Source organism: Paraburkholderia dioscoreae (assembly GCF_902459535.1).
Taxonomy (GTDB): Bacteria; Pseudomonadota; Gammaproteobacteria; order Burkholderiales; family Burkholderiaceae; genus Paraburkholderia; species Paraburkholderia dioscoreae.
In genome coordinates this window covers 884,746-901,909 of record NZ_LR699553.1, presented here as the reverse complement: position 1 = coordinate 901,909, position 17,164 = coordinate 884,746, and the positions used below count along the sequence as shown (strand labels likewise).

The 17,164-nt window shown below is 61.5% G+C and carries 14 protein-coding genes and 1 pseudogene; 5 read left to right on the top strand and 10 right to left on the bottom strand.

Annotated features, from left to right (window positions below; all coding sequences use genetic code 11):
* Window positions 1-71: 71 nt before the first annotated feature.
* A complete protein-coding gene (locus tag PDMSB3_RS04070) occupies window positions 72-410 on the top strand; it encodes a c-type cytochrome (protein WP_165184944.1) in 339 nt (112 codons plus the stop codon).
* Window positions 411-556: 146 nt separating this feature from the next.
* Here the strand turns inward: PDMSB3_RS04070 and PDMSB3_RS04065 are convergent, their stop codons facing one another.
* From PDMSB3_RS04065 to PDMSB3_RS04055, 3 genes are all read right to left on the bottom strand, one after another.
* Complete coding sequence (locus PDMSB3_RS04065; protein WP_165184942.1) at window positions 557-1,384, bottom strand: DUF2486 family protein; 828 nt, start codon at window positions 1,382-1,384, stop codon at window positions 557-559.
* Between the two features lie 94 nt (window positions 1,385-1,478).
* Complete coding sequence (locus PDMSB3_RS04060) at window positions 1,479-1,895, bottom strand: DNA polymerase III subunit chi (protein ID WP_091796450.1); 417 nt, start codon at window positions 1,893-1,895, stop codon at window positions 1,479-1,481.
* Window positions 1,896-1,953: 58 nt separating this feature from the next.
* The gene (locus PDMSB3_RS04055) at window positions 1,954-3,465 is read right to left on the bottom strand and encodes a leucyl aminopeptidase (RefSeq protein ID WP_165184940.1); all 1,512 of its coding nucleotides are present in this window, start codon (window positions 3,463-3,465) and stop codon (window positions 1,954-1,956) included.
* 137 nt (window positions 3,466-3,602) lie between these two features.
* Between PDMSB3_RS04055 and lptF the strand changes: the two genes are divergently transcribed.
* The 3 genes from lptF to PDMSB3_RS04040 are packed head-to-tail and all read left to right on the top strand — an operon-like array spanning window position 3,603 to window position 6,235.
* Complete coding sequence (gene lptF / locus PDMSB3_RS04050; protein ID WP_007175951.1) at window positions 3,603-4,700, top strand: LPS export ABC transporter permease LptF; 1,098 nt, start codon at window positions 3,603-3,605, stop codon at window positions 4,698-4,700.
* A 3-nt stretch (window positions 4,701-4,703) separates the two neighbouring features.
* Complete coding sequence (gene lptG / locus PDMSB3_RS04045; protein WP_011487122.1) at window positions 4,704-5,852, top strand: LPS export ABC transporter permease LptG; 1,149 nt, start codon at window positions 4,704-4,706, stop codon at window positions 5,850-5,852.
* A gap of 11 nt (window positions 5,853-5,863) precedes the next feature.
* Window positions 5,864-6,235, top strand: coding sequence for a sirohydrochlorin chelatase (locus PDMSB3_RS04040; RefSeq protein WP_165184937.1), 372 nt, complete (start codon window positions 5,864-5,866; stop codon window positions 6,233-6,235).
* A gap of 171 nt (window positions 6,236-6,406) precedes the next feature.
* On the opposite strand, the gene PDMSB3_RS04035 is transcribed toward PDMSB3_RS04040, so the two are convergent.
* Window positions 6,407-7,453 (bottom strand): type VI secretion system Vgr family protein, encoded by a 1,047-nt coding sequence (locus PDMSB3_RS04035; protein ID WP_232064104.1) that lies wholly within the window; start codon window positions 7,451-7,453, stop codon window positions 6,407-6,409.
* Between the two features lie 264 nt (window positions 7,454-7,717).
* Window positions 7,718-8,131, bottom strand: a pseudogene (locus PDMSB3_RS04025) (contractile injection system protein, VgrG/Pvc8 family); the annotation flags it as partial.
* Window positions 8,132-9,435: 1,304 nt separating this feature from the next.
* Between PDMSB3_RS04025 and PDMSB3_RS04020 the strand changes: the two are divergent.
* Window positions 9,436-12,636 (top strand): enterotoxin A family protein, encoded by a 3,201-nt coding sequence (locus PDMSB3_RS04020; RefSeq protein WP_165184931.1) that lies wholly within the window; start codon window positions 9,436-9,438, stop codon window positions 12,634-12,636.
* A 6-nt stretch (window positions 12,637-12,642) separates the two neighbouring features.
* Here PDMSB3_RS04020 and cobA read toward each other — a convergent pair whose 3' ends face one another.
* From cobA to PDMSB3_RS03995, 5 genes are all read right to left on the bottom strand, one after another.
* The gene (gene cobA, locus PDMSB3_RS04015; protein WP_007175959.1) at window positions 12,643-13,401 is read right to left on the bottom strand and encodes a uroporphyrinogen-III C-methyltransferase; all 759 of its coding nucleotides are present in this window, start codon (window positions 13,399-13,401) and stop codon (window positions 12,643-12,645) included.
* Between the two features lie 58 nt (window positions 13,402-13,459).
* Complete coding sequence (locus PDMSB3_RS04010) at window positions 13,460-14,776, bottom strand: sulfate adenylyltransferase subunit 1 (RefSeq protein WP_165184928.1); 1,317 nt, start codon at window positions 14,774-14,776, stop codon at window positions 13,460-13,462.
* Between the two features lie 25 nt (window positions 14,777-14,801).
* Window positions 14,802-15,764, bottom strand: coding sequence for a sulfate adenylyltransferase subunit CysD (gene cysD, locus PDMSB3_RS04005; protein WP_165184925.1), 963 nt, complete (start codon window positions 15,762-15,764; stop codon window positions 14,802-14,804).
* 111 nt (window positions 15,765-15,875) lie between these two features.
* Window positions 15,876-16,622 carry a phosphoadenylyl-sulfate reductase gene (locus PDMSB3_RS04000; protein ID WP_165184922.1) on the bottom strand — a complete coding sequence of 249 codons (747 nt, stop codon included), beginning with the start codon at window positions 16,620-16,622 and terminating at the stop codon, window positions 15,876-15,878.
* Entirely contained in the window at window positions 16,619-17,158 is a 540-nt protein-coding gene (locus PDMSB3_RS03995) for a DUF934 domain-containing protein (RefSeq protein WP_165184919.1), read from the bottom strand. Before PDMSB3_RS03995 ends, PDMSB3_RS04000 begins: the two co-directional genes overlap by 4 nt.
* Window positions 17,159-17,164 lie beyond the last annotated feature (6 nt).

The window sequence follows — 17,164 nt, the reverse complement described above, 5'->3', positions numbered from 1 at the left end:
GAAACCGTGCGCCCCTTTCCTTCTATAATGCCGACACCACGAGTCGGGCACCCGCACCGACGGAGACCAGAATGAAATCAATGTCGCACACAGCGCTTGCAGCCGCCGTCGTGCTGGGCGCCGCGTTGAGTGCCGGCAGTCCGGCCGCGCATGCCGAGGCCACAGGCCTCGCGCTGGCCCAGCAGGAGAACTGCATGAGTTGCCACTCGGTCACGCGCTCCTTCATGGGACCAGCGCTGCGCGACGTCGCGGCGAAATATGCCGACCGTGAAGACGCGGCCAACTATCTGAAGCACAAGATTCTGGATGGCAGCACGGGCGTGTGGGGTGTGGTGCCGATGCCCGCGAATACTCAACTCACGCCTGATCAGGCTGCCACGCTGGCTAGCTGGGTGTTGACGCTCAAATAAGCTGTTCGGGTACGTTGATTAGATGCAGGCGTCTGGCTTGTGAACGACGTGACAGGCAAACGCGAGAGGCAAACGCGACCAGCAGACGTGACCAGCAAGCGCTACACGCAGGCGCTGCTCTGCGTGCCCGCGCTTCACGTACACCGTCAGTCCTTTTTGACCGAAGCGCGCCGCGCGATCTCTTCCAGTAGCGCTTCGCGCACCCAGCTGGTCATTTCCTCTTCCAGCGTCAACGCCACTTCGCGCGTGATCTGATCGATCAGCCAGCCCGTGTGCGCCTGCAAAGTTTCGCGGCAACGATCTTCGATGATGCTCCGGCCGTCACCCGCGAGGAATCCCGCGACCCGCCTGCGCAGACGTTCGGCGATGACATCGGCGTCCAGATCCAGCGGTGTCTCGCCAGCGCCTTCGCGGGCGATATCCGGCGGCACGGTCGAACCCGCCTCCAGCGGCGTGGCCGGCTCGGCCCGATCGAACACGCCCGCCGACGGCACGTACCCGTCGTCATGCGCATGCCGCGGCTGGGCGGCATGGTGCGCCCGCGCGCGCTTCTTCGGATGATGATGATCGGCTTGATGCGCCGGCGGCGCTGAGTGCGCGGCTTCGTCCGGCGCATGCGGTTGAGGCGCGAACGCCGCGGGTGCTTGCGCATGCACTGGTGGAGGCGCGAACGCTGGCTCCTGCGCATGCTCCGGCTGAGGCGCGAACGCGGGCTCTTGTGCATGCACCGGCTGAGCTGCGAACGCCGGCTCCTGCGCATGGACAGGCTCGGCCGGATGCACAGGCTCGGCGGACCTGACCTGCCCCGGCGTCAGCACCGGCTGTGGCGCCAGCACGGGCTCCGCCTTGAAACTGGGCTCGCGCGGCGCGTCGAACTCGTCATTGCCGCTCGACTCTTGGCGCGCCTGCGCAGGATGACCCTGCACGAGAATCTCGTGCAGAACCGGGATCGAATCGTCGTGGGGATCGGACACGTGCGCTCTCCGTGTTTGAGTCGAAGCAGAAGCAGGCCGCGCGCCCTCCGGATGCCTGAGGCCAGACACGCGCGCGATGCGGACCGAATGGGCCCTAGCTGCCTTGCTTGTAGTTGTTCAAAGCATAGCCGCGATCGCGATAGAAGCGATAGCGCTCGCGGCCCGCAGCGAGTTCCTCGTGTGCGTTACCGACCACTTCCAGCAATCTTTCGAAGCGCGCGAACTGCGCCGGCACCGTGGCGCCGAGATTGAGCAGCACTTGATGATGCGGCACGTCGTCGAGGGTGGAAGCCAGCACGATCGGCGTTTGCGCGGCGAGCGGCGTGCCCGCCATGCAGTGCGGCACGAAGTCGAGCGGCGAGAAGGTCCACAACTGTTCGTCGAAGGCCTTCAGGCGCGCCGGCTCGGCCAGCACGATGGTCGGCTGGCCCGCCTGATACGCCTTGCGGATCAGGCGGCACGCATACAGCAGCGAATCGCCGACGTTCGAGTGGAAGTCGATTCTGGTCATCGGCGGCTCCGCCCGGCGTTTGCTTGCGCAGCCGGGCCTGCAACTTTACTGCATTGCGTCATTGAGCAGCGCGATCGATAAGGAACTGCGCCAGCAACGGCACCGGACGGCCCGTTGCGCCCTTCGCCGCACCGCTCTTCCACGCCGTACCCGCGATGTCCAGGTGCGCCCACGGATAGGCTTCGGTGAAGCGCGACAGGAAGCACGCCGCCGTCACGCTGCCTGCCGGCCGGCCACCGATGTTGGCCAGATCCGCGAAGTTCGACTTGAGCTGATCCTGATACTCGTCGTCGAGCGGCATGCGCCAGGCCGGGTCCGAAGCTTCACGCGACGCGTCGAGCAGCTCGCCCGCCAGCGCGTCGTCTTTCGAGAACAGGCCGCTGTTATGGTGACCGAGCGCAATGATGCAGGCGCCCGTGAGCGTGGCGATGTCGATCACCGCTGCCGGCTTGAAGCGCTCCGCGTAGGTGAGCGCGTCGCACAGGATCAGGCGGCCTTCGGCGTCCGTGTTCAGCACTTCGATCGTCAGGCCCTTCATGCTGGTGACGATGTCGCCCGGCTTGGTGGCCGTGGCCGACGGCATGTTCTCCACCGCCGGGATGATGCCCACCACGTTGATTTTCAAGCCCATTTCGGCGACGGCGCGCAACGTGCCCAGCACCGAACCGGCGCCGCACATGTCGTACTTCATCTCGTCCATGCCTTCGCCCGGCTTGAGCGAAATGCCGCCCGTGTCGAACGTCACGCCCTTGCCGACCAGCACCACCGGCGCGGCTTTCGCGGCGCCGCCCTGGTACTGCAGCACGATGAACTGCGCCGGTTCCACCGAGCCGGCCGTGACCGACAGGAACGAGCCCATCTTGAGCGCTTCACACTGCTTTTCGCCCAGCACTTCGACCTTCAGCTTCCAGTCTTTGGCGAGCTTCTTCGCGGTGTTGGCGAGGTAGGTCGGCGTGCAGACGTTGCTCGGCAGGTTGCCGAGGTCGCGCGTCAGGTCCATGCCGTTGGCGAGCGCCGCGCCCTGCTTCGCGGCCAGCTTGGCGGCCTTCTCGTCGCCGGTGTTGACGCTGAAGACGATGCGCTTCAACGCACGCGCCGACGTGTCGGGCTTGCTCTTCATCTGCGTGAACTTGTAGGTCAGCTCGCGCAGCGCGAGGATCGCGGCACGCACCGCCCAATCCGCCGAACGCTCGAGGATAGGCAGTTGCGCCAGCGTGAAGGTGACCTGGACGATCTTGGTGGACAGCAGTGCGCGCCAGGCGGCCCGTGCGGCGTCGCCGTAGGCTTTCTGGTTGAAAGCGTCCTGCTTGCCGAGGCCGACCAGCAGCACGCGGGAAGCGCCGATGCCCGACACTTCGTGCAGGAACAGCGTGGTGCCGGCCTTGCCGTCCATGTCGCCGGCCTTGATGATGCGGGTCAACAGGCCCTTGGTGGCCGCGTCGATCTCGAGAGCCGCGCCCGAGAGGGTTTGCGACTCGAACACACCGATTACGATGCAATCGGATTTTCCAGTCAGGAAACCGTTTGACGAGCCTTTGGTCCAATCACAGGCTTTTATGCTAAAGTCCATCGCGCTTGTCCTCGGATAAAATCTGGGCTTAGGATGAAAGCCGCAATTATCCGCTATTTTTCCCGCGGCGGCTGCACCGGAGGTGTGACGGGAAGCAACCCGTGCGCCACTGAGAGCGCCCCCTCTCATCATCAATAATGATCTTCGAACGCTCCCTCCAGCGCGAACTCGCGTATACGGCTGGTGCCGTGTTCATGGTTCTCCTCACGCTCGTGCTGACGACGATGATGATCCGCATCGTCGGCTTCGCGGCCTCAGGCGAGATCGACCCGCGCGACGTGCTGGTCCTGATCGGCCTGACCGTGATCGGCTACCTGGCGATCATGCTCGTCGCGACCCTGTTCGTGTCGATCCTGTTCGTCCTGACCCGTTGGTACAAAGACTCCGAGATGGTCGTGTGGCTCTCGTCGGGTGTCAGTCTGACGCAATTCATCAAGCCGATCGGTATTTTTGCCACGCCGATCATCATCCTCATCATGTTCTTCGTGTTCGTCGGCTGGCCGTGGTCGAACCAGCAGAGCAAGCTGATCCGCGCGCGCTTCCAGCAGCGCGACGAGGTCTCGCTGCTCGCGCCGGGTCAGTTCCGCGAATCGGCCACCAGCCACCGCGTGTTCTTCATCGAGAAGATGTCGCCCGACCAGGCGCGCGTCGAAAACGTGTTCGTGACCAGCACGGAAAACGGCAAGGTCAACGTGGTCGTGTCGAAGACCGGTCATACGGAAACGCGTAAGAACGGCGATCGCTTCGTCGTGCTGGAAAACGGCCGCCGCTATGACGGACAGCCGGGCCAGCCCGATTTCCGCATCATGGAGTTCGAGCGCTACGGCGTGAAGATCCAGAGCCAGCCGGTCGTCAATACGCCGACCACCACCGGCACGCCTACGCTTACGCTGCTGCGCAATCCCACCAACGACAATCTCGCCGAATTCGCGTGGCGCGCGGGGCTGCCGCTGATTGCACTCAACCTGATGCTGCTCGCCATTCCGCTCGCGCACCAGAACCCGCGGCGCAGCCGCACCATCAATCTGGTGATGGCGGTGCTCATCTATCTGACGTATTCGAATCTGTTGAACGTGGTGCAGTCGTGGATCGAGCAGGGCAAGATGTCGTTCCCGGTCGGGCTGGTGGGCCTGCATGTGATCGTCGCGGCGATCGTCGCGTTCATTTTCTGGCTGCGCGTGCGCAACCGGCCGCTATTCACGCGGGCAATGTTCAGCCGTTCGCAGGGAGCCTGACCGATGCGCATCTATGAAAGGTACTTCGCGCGTCAGATCTATCTCACGTTCATCTTTATTCTGTTTGCGTTTTCGGGTCTGTTCTTTTTCTTCGACCTGATCAACGAATTGAATTCGGTCGGGCACGGCAATTACAAATTTCAGTACGCCGTGTTGCGGGTCGCGCTGCAGACGCCGTCGCGTTTCTACGAAATCATTCCTGTCGCCGCGCTGATCAGCGCGATCTATGTGTTCGCGCAGATGGCGGCGAATTCGGAGTACACGATTTTCCGTGTGTCGGGGCTTGCGACGAATCAGTCGCTGCGCTCGCTGTTGAAGATCGGCATTCCGCTGGTTTTGCTGACCTATCTGATCGGCGAAGTGGTTGGCCCGTACACGGATCAGCTGTCGGAGCGTGTGCGGCTCGAGGCGCTGGGGTCTTCGGTGTCGAGTAATTTCGAGTCGGGCGTGTGGGTGAAAGATACGCTGACGGCGCGCGCGGACGGCGAGCAGGTCACGCGCTTCGTCAACGTCGGCGAATTAAAGCCGGACGCGACGATCAGCAACGTGCGGATCTATGAATTCGATTCGAAGTTCCGGCTTTCGAACGTGCGGACTGCGAAGAGCGGCAAGTATCAGCCGCCGGGTCATTGGCAATTGACGGGCGTGACCGATACGCAGTTGATCGATGTGCCCCCTCCTCCTGGAACGCCGGCTGACGCGTTGAATCCGGTGTATCGCGCGAAGGAAGTCGCCGTGCCGGAGTATTCGCTGCGTTCGGAATTGACGCCGCAGATTTTGTCGGTGCTGCTGGTGTCGCCGGATCGGATGTCGATGTTCAATCTGTTCCGGTATATCCAGCATTTGACGGAGAATCATCAGGATACGCAGCGGTATGAGATCGCGTTGTGGCGCAAGCTGCTGTATCCGTTTGCCGTGTTCGTGATGCTGGTTTTGTCGTTGCCGTTTGCGTATCTGCATACGCGGGCGGGTGTCGTCGGGATGAAGGTTTTCGGCGGGATTATGCTGGGGATGAGTTTTCAGCTGTTCAACACGTTGTTCTCGCATATCGGCACGTTGAATACCTGGCCTGCGCCTTTGACTGCGGCTACACCTGGGTTGGTTTATCTCGTGCTTGGGCTGGTTGGGTTGAAGTGGGTTGATCGGCATTAGGAGCGGTTGCTATGGCTATGCACGGTATCGTTTTGTTTGGGCATGGCGCTAGGGACGTGCGGTGGCGGGAGCCGTTTGAGCGGTTGGCTGGCAAGGTGCGGGGAGCTGCTTCAGAGTCCGGGCCTGTGGCGTTGGCGTTTCTTGAGTTGATGGAGCCGGATTTGCCTACAGCTGTTTCGGATCTTGTTGCTCAAGGGTGTGAGGTCGTTACCGTTGTGCCCGTGTTTTTTGGGCAAGGGGGGCATGTTCGGAAGGATTTGCCTCTAGTCATCGAGCAATGCCAGGCGTTGCATCCTTCTGTTCTGATTAAATGTGCTGTTGCTGTGGGCGAGGATGAGGCCGTTTTGGACGCTGTCGCTGAGTATTGTCTGCGGCAGGTTTGAGGGCCGGTGGGTTGTGTTCCTGCGGCGTGGCCTTTCCTTGGTTTCACGGTGGTTTATTCGTGTTGCCCTGTGCGAGGCGCTCACTTTCGGATATCGCGAACGACGAAATACGGGAGTGTCTGAAGTTTTGTGTGCAAGGCAGATAAAAGCCTGCCGTTTGGGGCGTGTCATTTACGGCGATGGATCGTCATAGGTTGGCGCGCCGCCCCTGAATGCATCGTTCTGCGCCCTGATTGCTTGCGTTGCATCGCGCGGGCTCGCCCGTGCATCCTGCGCCTTGTGCTGCTGCGCAAGCTGCGCCAGGTCCTCGTGCAACTCGCGCGCCGGGGTGAGCCGCTGCACCGTCTCGCCCATGTCCTTCACTGGAGCCGTGGCGCCTGGTCGCGTCTCAGTCGTCACTAGCAAGCCCTTGTTGGCGCGCGCCACGCCCCAAGAATCCGTCGCCAGTTCCCACCCCTCGCCGCGCTCCTCCTTGCGCCCCTCGTTGCCATCGATGCGCGTGTTACGGCCGAGCACCAGCCGCGACTGCGCGTAATCGCTGCTGACCCGTACCTGAAGTTTGCCAGGCGTATCGTCGGCGAGGATCTGATTGGCCTGCAATCCGCCGAGGTCTCGCGTGCGTGTGCCGCTCAATGCATGATTGGCCGGCAGCTTCCACGGCGGCTGCTGTAACCGGTTGATCATCCTGTCAGCGATGTAGGGCTTGTCGGGGTCGCCTTCGTGATAGTTGACCGTCACCTCCTGACCGCTACGGGGGACGTAGATCGAGCCGAACGACTGACCCTGCCACCCCGATGACACGCGCACCCAACAGCTTGCGGTCGTGTTTCTCGGCCCGTCCAGGTCCCGCAGATAGCTGATCTTGACCCGGCCATACTCATCGACCCAGGTGGTGTGGTCTTTCGGCCCGACCACTATCGCCGTTTCGGCGTAACAGCGCGGCTTCTTCCTCGGCCTGTTCCTGAAGAACCGGTCGCGCGGTTGCAGCACGAAGTCGGTTACGCACTGGAGTTGGTGTTCGTCCCGCGCTCCTACCGACCCTGTCGACCCGCTCGCGTTGTGAATATCGATCGTCGTGGACACGACCAGATACTCGGCATTAAGCGTTGGCTCAGGGTGATCCGTGAGCAAGAATGTCCTGCCCGTTTGCAGGCCGAGCAAGTTGCACCGGCCTCTGAGGCGCGCACCCCTGCGAGATAGCGGGCTTCCTCCAGGCACCTGTTAGGCTGGCCCGAGAGGCCCATTGAACCGGCAAGGGACTGCGGGAAGTCGCCCCAGTGCCTTTCTTCTGCCGGGTGCCGCTCGTCGTACCCGTCGCGATCCTCGTACACGTAGTGGTCCTCGGCCAGAATCTGAGGCCCACGGGTGTAGTCGTAATCGACCGTGCTCACCTTCGAAGTCGTGACTCGGCGCGCCGCCTTCAGACTGGAGATATATTCCTCGTCGATGCGCCCCGCGCCAGGCGGGTGATAGCGTATCGAGTCATGCGCATTCCCGCCACAGACGGGTCAGGAAGTCGAAGTCGGATTCCCACATCTGACGCACGAAGTCGCGCCTCAGGTAGCCGTCCTCCAGCTTGAACGCACACGCTCTCATGTCATACACGACCGGATAATCGCGCAGTACATCGACCGTAATATCCAGCACGCTTTTATTCTGGAATATTCGACTGCGGGAATTTCTGGTCGTCAGCCACAGCGTGGGACGCACGATGAGCCGGTAGTACAGGTGCCGCTCATCGGCGCCGGTCAACTCGGCCTTGCTGATGATCCCCGAAATCTTCCTGACGCCAGCACCAGCGTTTGCCGCACTGCCATAGCTGGCGATCCCGGTGACCGATCTTCCCTTGCCGTCGAACTCGACCGAGATCGTCATCTTCTCGCCGAGCAGTTTCGCCGGAACGACCTGACCCGTTCGGGTCGAGTCGGGAAACGCTGGGCGAGTAGGTTGTCACCATGTCCAGCGTGTACCTGTACAGCTTGCCGAGTGCTTCCGTACCGCGTAGCCGTACGGGAACCGCGCTCGACCGGGAAGGCATCGCAGGACACTTTCAGCGTGCTTGACTGAGTCGGGCTAAACACCGAGCCACCGTTGACAGACCTGATACGACAGACCTTCGCATGACTTCATATGCACTTCCTCGCTCAAGGATGATTTTTTTATTATCAGAGCGGCGCGGTCATGCGTCTGCAGGACTGCTGTGAAAATTCGTCAAAACGAATAAATGGCTAGGTATCCCGCATAGTCACGACAACGTTTGGCCATGGACTGCGCAATACGGATTATCTGTTGAGGAGATTCTGGTTCGCGCGAGTGGGGCAAGGTCATCGGCTGAGGGAAGCGGCGCACTGAAAAATCGTCCCGTACCGATGCGATCCAACGAGAGGCGCCCATCAGGCGAAACCAGGCGACGGCTGACGGGAACACCTGAGCGCGCCACCGGATTGAAGCGAGCGTTTTCGGCTATAGATGTTCCGAAACCGCTGTCAGATCGTTGAGGCTTGCTTGCCGACGGCCGAGGCGGCTTGGAGCAGCACTTGCCGCAAAGAGAAAGGCCTCGTCACCAAAGCGGAATGCCGCGCCAGTCTGATAACGCTGCTCCTATGCAGCAGGACGTCCCCTTCGTTGCCCCACCATCGCCCCGGGTGATCGATCCCGCACGTCATACTCCGCAACCACCAGGCTACGCGCAGTTATTCCTACGATGGTCCTCAAAGTGTTTCCGGATCCACCTCGATATTTCCGGCAACCCACTTCCTGGAAGATTGCCCATGCGAGTCCGCGATACGCACCAAGGCCACACTCCTTGCGTTAGCAACGAGGGCCCAGCCGATCAGCAAAACGCTGACGGTCCAACGTCCAGTCAGGACATCGCCAAAAACGGTACAGGTCAAACGGGCACGCAGGCCTCGGATGCTGCGGCAAAATCTCAACCCGCGCCGTCGACCGCGCCAGTTGGCAACGTTCCGGGACCTCGCTTCACGACGCCCCAAAGCGTGAAGCTTTATGCTGCCCAGCACGCATCTGTTGCATTCAGTGCAAACGCGTCGCCCACAGAAGCCAGGTCAACGGCAGGAAGCGGCCGCGCCACCAGCCATGGGCTTCGCAAGGGTTCGGCCACGCACGCGCGGCTTTCACACGCTGCCGTGGCCGACGAGAGCGGGCGGGTCGAACGCGGTCTGGGTCAAAGCAAGTGCATCATGGATCGCGGCGGCAGCGCGCTGAAGGAAGGCGCAGTAGATTCCGAACCAATCGATCAGCGCAATTACCCTGAAAGCCAGGGGCAAGTGCACGGTGGGTTATGCGAAGGAATGGTGCGAGAGGTCATGCGGCGGGTCGATCAAGCGACCGGCCGAGGGGTCCCCACGACAGCATCCCCAACCGGGCGCATGTTGCCGCTCACTGCCGTACAAGGCATGCGCGCGGATGCCGGCCGGTCCTCACCTGCGCGGGACGCTATGTTCACCCGTATCAATAACTTCCAGAACAACCGAACCGCACTCAGATTCCAGCACCACACACGGCAAGCGCCGTTCACTTTCGACCGCACGGGGTCGAAAAAAAGGCGCATTGAACGGTTTCTGGACAGCTTGCACAGTTCGTTACAGAACCCCAATGATATGGCCTATATCCAGTTGGCTTTGGTGAGAGGAGACATGAGGCGTGGGCACGCGCTTCTGATCCAGCGGGGTTCTGACAATCGCTACTCCATCTTCGATCCTAACAATGGCGCTTTCCAGTATGCCGACTGGCAGCATATGGCCCACGCTTTAGATGGATACTTGAACTCAACCTTCCAGACGCGCCAAGCTTCAGGTAGTCCGCCATCCAACGTTCGTGAAAATCAGTATGACGTCATGCCCTTCAAAATGCAGGTCTATTCGACGGCTCGGCAAACCGGCAAGGAAGTAGACGAACTTCCCCCGCAGCAGGGTGCGGCCGGTCTTGGGCCGCCTGAAGCCGATTGCGATGACGGCATCTATAAGGAGCATGCAACGGAGTCGAGCGACATCTCGCTCGATGTACTTTTCCCCCAAGGAGCAGCAAAGTCCGGTCTGCACAGTCCGAATGAGAGCGTAGGCGGCTATGTGCTTCAGGAAGTTGAGTCTGGGAGAGCGATCAATCTCATTGCCGCCACGACCCAGTTGCACGGCTCGCTGGGCAATCCGTACGGGCACCAGAACATCGTGTACGCCCTGAATGTTCGGCACGAACGCTGTCAAACAGCCTCTACCACAATATTACCGAACCACACCCGACACAGCGGCGTGCTCCACACGGCGAACGCGGGGGATCTCGTCAACGATCTCAGGATTCACTTTAGCGGACCGTACGTCAGCGAAGATGCAACGCGCCATCGCAATGACTTCGCGGTAGTCGATCTGACGCTCAACCCACGAGCCGCTAGCGGGTCGAGCCGTGAACCCAGCCGACCGGTCATCATCCAGCGGATGAACACCACGGACGACTTTACGAGCGATCAGTATCAGGTTTACGACCCCAACTCTGGGGTCTTCGTGTACCAGGGTTTCGACAATCTCGCGTCCACCATGCGCCGCATCTACGATACCGGATATAGCGGCGAGGGAGGCGTCCACCACGCTACGACCACGTGGTATTCCAATGATTCCAGCATCGCCGGCACCAGCGTTCCGGTCGCTGAAAGACGACCTCCCTCTCCTGTACGGAACGTCACGCTGGACCGCGCGGAGCATGCGGGCGGTCTGGAACATGTCAATGATGGTGCGCACGTACCGGAGCGCTTCAATCTGCCGCCCGAGCCGGCCGATAACCGGCCCTCCATTCAGGAGTACGTGCGCACGCATACCGACGATCTGAAAAAACGTTCGACCGATTCCCAGCCGGACGCCGAACCGCGGCTACTTTTCCGGCCCTCGACGGAGACACCCGAAGAAGTCAACCGGCGAGGCGGTTTCGATGCCGAATGGACGCCGCTGAGCGAGATCAATCTGCAAATGCACAATTTCGATGTCGCCTCTCACCAGGGGGAGACGGACAGCGCGGGCTATCTCGGCACTTTCGCCCTTCCGTCGGTTGCCGTCATACGCCAGCAGCATCAGTCCCGCGCCGGATACATTTACGTCATCGCGGCCTCCCCCAACATGGTGGACGTCAACGGCAGCCTTGGGCCACACGCCCTGGAGCGAAGAGACAAGGAATATGCCGCGATGGGACACATCGACAATACGCAGATAGTCGGCTGGTGGCGCACGGAAGACCTGCACAACAATCCCGCAATGAAGTACACGCCAAACCCTCATTTTCGCTGGGACGTGTATGGCCACCTGCGGACCGCAGGCGCGCAGCCCCAGTTGGCGCGTTTTCCTATTGACAGCCCCGCCTGGCAGCAGCCCGCCTACAGACCATTCGCAACCAGCCGCCAACTCGATGGCCAGACGAGCGCTGTGATTCCCAAGGAAGATCCCAACAGGACCCAGGCGGCGTTTTATCTGAATGCCATGATGAAACTCGATCAGGCGGCGGTTAAACAGTCGAACGGCGAGGATTACCGCGGACCGATGACAATACAGGCGTATGGCGGCGGGCAGTACATTCTTTACACGGATGGCTACGACCGTCCTTACATCGCCAAGAAAAGCTACGCAGACAGCTACCCGGAAAACAACCGGCAATTCGCGATGGGCGACGACGGACGTTTCCATTTTCCAAAGGATTACAACAAGGTGTTACTGGTCGGCAGCGGCGGTTATCTCTACGTCGGCCCGATTCCCCAGCACTCGTGGGATCTGAACGGGGTGTTTCGGTTCAGTGGTGGCCGTCTCATTCACGTGAAGGACAACAGGTATCTGAACGTGGGTTATGGCTCTTCGCCATTCGTCGCCAACTATCAAAACGGTAGCTGGTCGCAATGGGGGTTGAAGGATCCTGCCGGCCATACGGTCACGCCGCCCACGATCAACAGGAACAGCTACTCGTTGGAAGCCGATGCCTACAACCGCCGAAAGCTCTACGCCTTCAGTCAGGACCCGGACTCGGCGCTGCCGGCGGGCGCGACGCACTTCGTCACGCAAATGGAGTTGTTGGGATTTCCGATAGACAATATGCAGCCAACCGTCGGCTACCTGCAAAGATATGGGGGGGTTGAGATAATTGCCCCGGAGTTGTTCAAAGAAAATGCCGCCTGGCTCTTCAAAGATGGCTATTATGCGACCGCAACTAGCGAGAACGAGCTCGAGGTACGCACTGTCTCAGGAGAGCTGATCTGGCAGGCAACCTACCAGGGGGGGACCCGCTGGACGTGGAAGCAAGCCGGCCCGGTTGCCTCCACCGGCTTCCCGATTAGCGACGAGATCTGGAACGGCATCAGGGCGCGAGAAATCGGTCGCCTGAATCTGGAAGACAATCTGGCAAAGGTGTAGTGACGCTCAAGCCGCGACCAGCATCCCGTCTGCCGAGCGGACCTCCGCGTCCGCCAGGCGCGCGGCGAACGCTTCGCCGATCATCAGCAAGCTGGGCTGAGACGTCTCGACCCAGCCAACGGCCTCGCCGGCAGCGAGCCTTTCCAGCGTCAAGGTCAACGTGCGTTCACGCTCGGTGCTACAGGCCTCGACAATCGCCACCGGCGTGCCGATATCCCGGCCCGCCTCGATCAATTGCCGTGCGATCTCCACACCACTATCGCGGCCCATGTAGAACACCAACGAATCCGCCTTGACCTGTTCGCGGATTTCTTCAGACCCGGGCGCGCGACTGAAAGTCGCCAGCGCCACGCTGCGCGATACGCCACGCAGCGTCAACGAGCGCTTCAGCGATGCGGCGCTTGCCAACGCGGCCGTAATGCCCGGCACCACGTCATACTCGATGCCAGCCGCTTCGAGCGCCCGCATTTCCTCATCGGCCCTGCCGAACAGCATCGGGTCGCCGCCTTTCAGGCGCACCACCACGTCGTGCTCCCGCGCAGCGTCCACAATCTGCTTATTGATGAACTGCTGCGCGGTGGACAGTTGCCCACAGCGCTTCCCAACAGCAATCCGCCGCGCGTGCGAGGGCGCATAGTCCAGCATAGCCGGCTCGACGAGCGCATCGTGCAGCACCACATCGGCAGAGCCCAGAAGCCGCGCGCCACGCACCGTAATCAGGTCCGCAGCACCCGGCCCTGCGCCGATCAGATAAACCTTACCCATTTGCCTCAACCTGTCCGTTAGGGCGCCGGCATGACCCAGCAATCCACCAGCGACACACTTACGCCGAAAACGCCCGAATCATCCCCGCCGCAACGGTATGATGTGTTGCCTCATCGATCAGCACGAACGCACCCGTGCCCTGATGCGAGTCGTACACATCGCACACCAGCGGCTTCTGCAACGTCAGCGCCACACGGCCGATATCGTTCATCGTCAGATCCTTGCGATCGGTCGCCTGCGACAGCGTATGCACGTCGAGCACTTCCTTGATCGCACCGATGCGCGCGAACACCGTATTGGTGGTCTGCTTCAACAGATACTTGCGTTGCGTCGACAGCGGCGTGTCGTCGAACCAGCACAGGTCGGCTTCCAGCTTCTTCGCCGGCTCCGGCGCTGCTTCACGCAACACGAAGGTATCGCCGCGCGACACGTCGACGTCTTCCGCCAGGCGAATCGTCACCGTTTGACCGGCGAACGCGCGGTCCACCGCAGCCGTGCCGCCCGGCACCGGCGCGATGATTTCAGCCACCGTCGCTTCACGATTGGCCGGCAACACGACGATCGTATCGCCGAGCTTCACTTCGCCGGCTTCCACACGGCCCATGTAGCCGCGGAAATCGTCGGCCTGGCTGCCATCCTGACGCGCCACCCATTGCACCGGGAAACGCAGCGCCTGACCCGTCGGCACTTCGACCGGCAGCGCTTCGAGCAGGTCGAGCAGCGGTTCGCCCGCATACCACGGCATGCGTTCGCTCGCCGTCACGATGTTGTCGCCCTTGAGCGCCGACACCGGCACGAAGCGCACATCGTTCAAGCCCAGTTGACGCGCGAGTTCGACGTACGCATCACGAATCTCGTTGAAGCGCTGCTCGCTGTAATCGACCAGATCCATCTTGTTGATCGCGACGATCGCGTGCTGCAAACCGAGCAGCTTGACGATCGCGCTATGACGCTTGGTTTGCGGCAGCAGTTGCGCGACACCATCCACGAACGTCACGCGCGTTGCATCGACGAGAATGATCGCCGCATGGGCGGTCGACGCACCCGTCACCATATTGCGCGTGTATTGCTCGTGACCCGGCGTGTCGGCGATGATGAACTTGCGCTTCGCCGTCGCGAAGTAACGGTACGCGACGTCGATCGTGATGCCTTGCTCGCGTTCGGCTTCAAGGCCGTCCGTCAGCAGCGACAGATCGATTTCGTCGCCGACGGTACGCTTATTCTTCGCGCGCGACAGGGCCGAAAGTTGATCTGAAAGCACAGCCTTGCTGTCGTACAGCAGGCGGCCGATCAGCGTACTCTTACCATCGTCGACGCTGCCCGCAGTGATGAAACGCAGCACGCCGAGGTCTTCTGGTTGGTGAATACCGCTCATGATTGTCTTACCCTCGTCCGTGTGCTTAGAAATAACCTTGCTTCTTACGCTGTTCCATCGCGGCTTCGGAGACCTGATCGTCCATGCGCGTCGCGCCGCGTTCCGTGATTTCGGTCACGGCCGTTTCGGCGATGATCTTCTCGATATCGTCCGCATCGCTCTCCACCGGGCACGTGCAGCTAATGTCGCCGACGGTACGGAAACGCACCTGCGCGGTTTCGCTGGTCTCGCCTTCACGCATCGGCGTGAGCGGCGTGACCGGCACGAGCAGGCCGTTGCGACGCACGATCTCGCGTTCATGCGCGTAGTAGATCGACGGCAGTTCGAGCTTTTCCCGGGCGATGTACTGCCACACGTCGAGTTCGGTCCAGTTCGAAATCGGGAACACGCGCAGGTGTTCGCCGTTATGCAGGCGCGCGTTGTACAGGCTCCACAGTTCCGGGCGCTGCGCCTTCGGATCCCATTGGCCGAATTCGTCGCGGAACGAGAAGATGCGCTCTTTCGCACGGGCCTTTTCTTCGTCGCGGCGCGCGCCGCCGATCAGCGCGGTGTAGCCGTATTGTTCGATGGTTTCGAGCAGCGTCACCGCTTGCGCGGCGTTGCGCGAATCCAGTTCACGGCGCAGACGCACCGTGCCGCGCTTGATCGAATCTTCCACATGACCCACCACCAGTTCCGCGCCGATCTCTTGCGCACGACGATCGCGGAAGTCGATCACTTCCTCGTAGTTGTGGCCGGTGTCGATATGCACGAGGGGGAACGGCAGCACGGTCTTGCGATTAGCGCCGATACCGAAGGCCTTCAGCGCAAGGTGCAGCACCACGACCGAATCCTTGCCGCCCGAAAACAGCAGCGCGGGCTTGCTGCACTCGGCAACCAGTTCGCGCAGGATATGAATCGACTCGGCTTCGAGCCAATCGAGGTGATCCATCCGGTCTGCCGTGTTGGCGAGCGGTGCATTGACAGTGGAATCGAGCGTGGTGCTCATGTTTGGGTCCTTCGTTGATACGCCCGGCGAGCGGTTGCTCGCCGAAGCGCAAGTATTCAAATCGATATGTGTGGCGTGCGGGCCAAAAGCCAAGGCCCGTTCGCTGAAACTTCAGGCCTGGGCGTCCGCGCCACGCTCGACCGCGATCGGCGTAATCGTCGTGATGTGCAGCCCGCATTCCTTCGTATCGCGCGACTCCCACCACCAGCGCCCTGCCCGGCTATCTTCGCCGGGACGCACGGCGCGCGTACACGGCTCGCAGCCGATGCTCGGGTAGCCGCGCGCATGCAGCGGATTGACCGGCACATCGAACGCTTTCAGGTAGGCCCACACTTCGGCCTCGGTCCAGTCGGTCAGCGGATTGAACTTGGCGATATTGCGTGCGGCGTCGTGCTCTTCCGCATGCAACTCGGCACGCGTCACCGACTGTTCGCGGCGCTGGCCCGTGACCCATGCGCTGACATCCGACAGCGCGCGGTTCAACGGCTCGACCTTGCGGATTTCGCAGCAGCGCTTGCGCAGATCGACGCTTTCATAAAACGCGTTCAGCCCGTGCGAGCCGATGTATTCCTCGACCGCGGCGGCTTGCGGATGAAACTGTTCGATGTCGTAACCGTAGCGCTCTTTCACACGATCGAGCATGCCCAGCGTTTCAGCATGCAAACGGCCCGTGTTCAGCGAGAAGATGCCGATCTTCACGCCACGCGACAGGATCGCGTGCGTGAGCAGCATGTCTTCCGCTGCGAGGCTGCTGGCGAGCTTTACGTTCGCGTGACGCGCGGCGATCGAATCGAGCAGCGCATCGAGGCGCTCGACCTTCGCGGCGAGTTCCGGCGTGAGGGCTTGGACTTCGCTCATGCCGACGCCTTCGCCAATTCGCCCGCTTCGCGGCGGCGGAACAGCGGCGACGAATTCACCGCGCCCTGGTAGTTGAAGCTGAATTCGTCGAACGCCTTGAGCGCGTCGTCGAAGTCTTTGTCGGCGCGCAGCGCGTAAGCGTCGAAGCCGCAACGGAACATGAACGCGAGCTGATCGCGCAGCACGTCGCCGATCGCGCGCAGTTCGCCCTTGTAGCCGTAACGCTCGCGCAGCAGGCGGCCGATGCTATAGCCGCGGCCGTCGCGGAACACCGGGAAGTCGACGCCGATCAGCGCGATCTTGTCGAAGTCGGCGACGATATCCGCCGGCTCGCTGTCCGGCGCGAGCCACACGCCGATTTCAGCGGCACTGCGCGAAGCGCTCAGCGCATCACGCTCAGCCTGCCACAACGCGAGCGGCACCAGCACCTTGCCTGCGGGCAATTCGTTCACCGCGGGCAGCGTGCCGTCTTCCGCCGGGCGCACGACCGTCCAGTCATCGTTGACGATCGCGCGATTCTTGATGATAGAAGCCATCTGTTC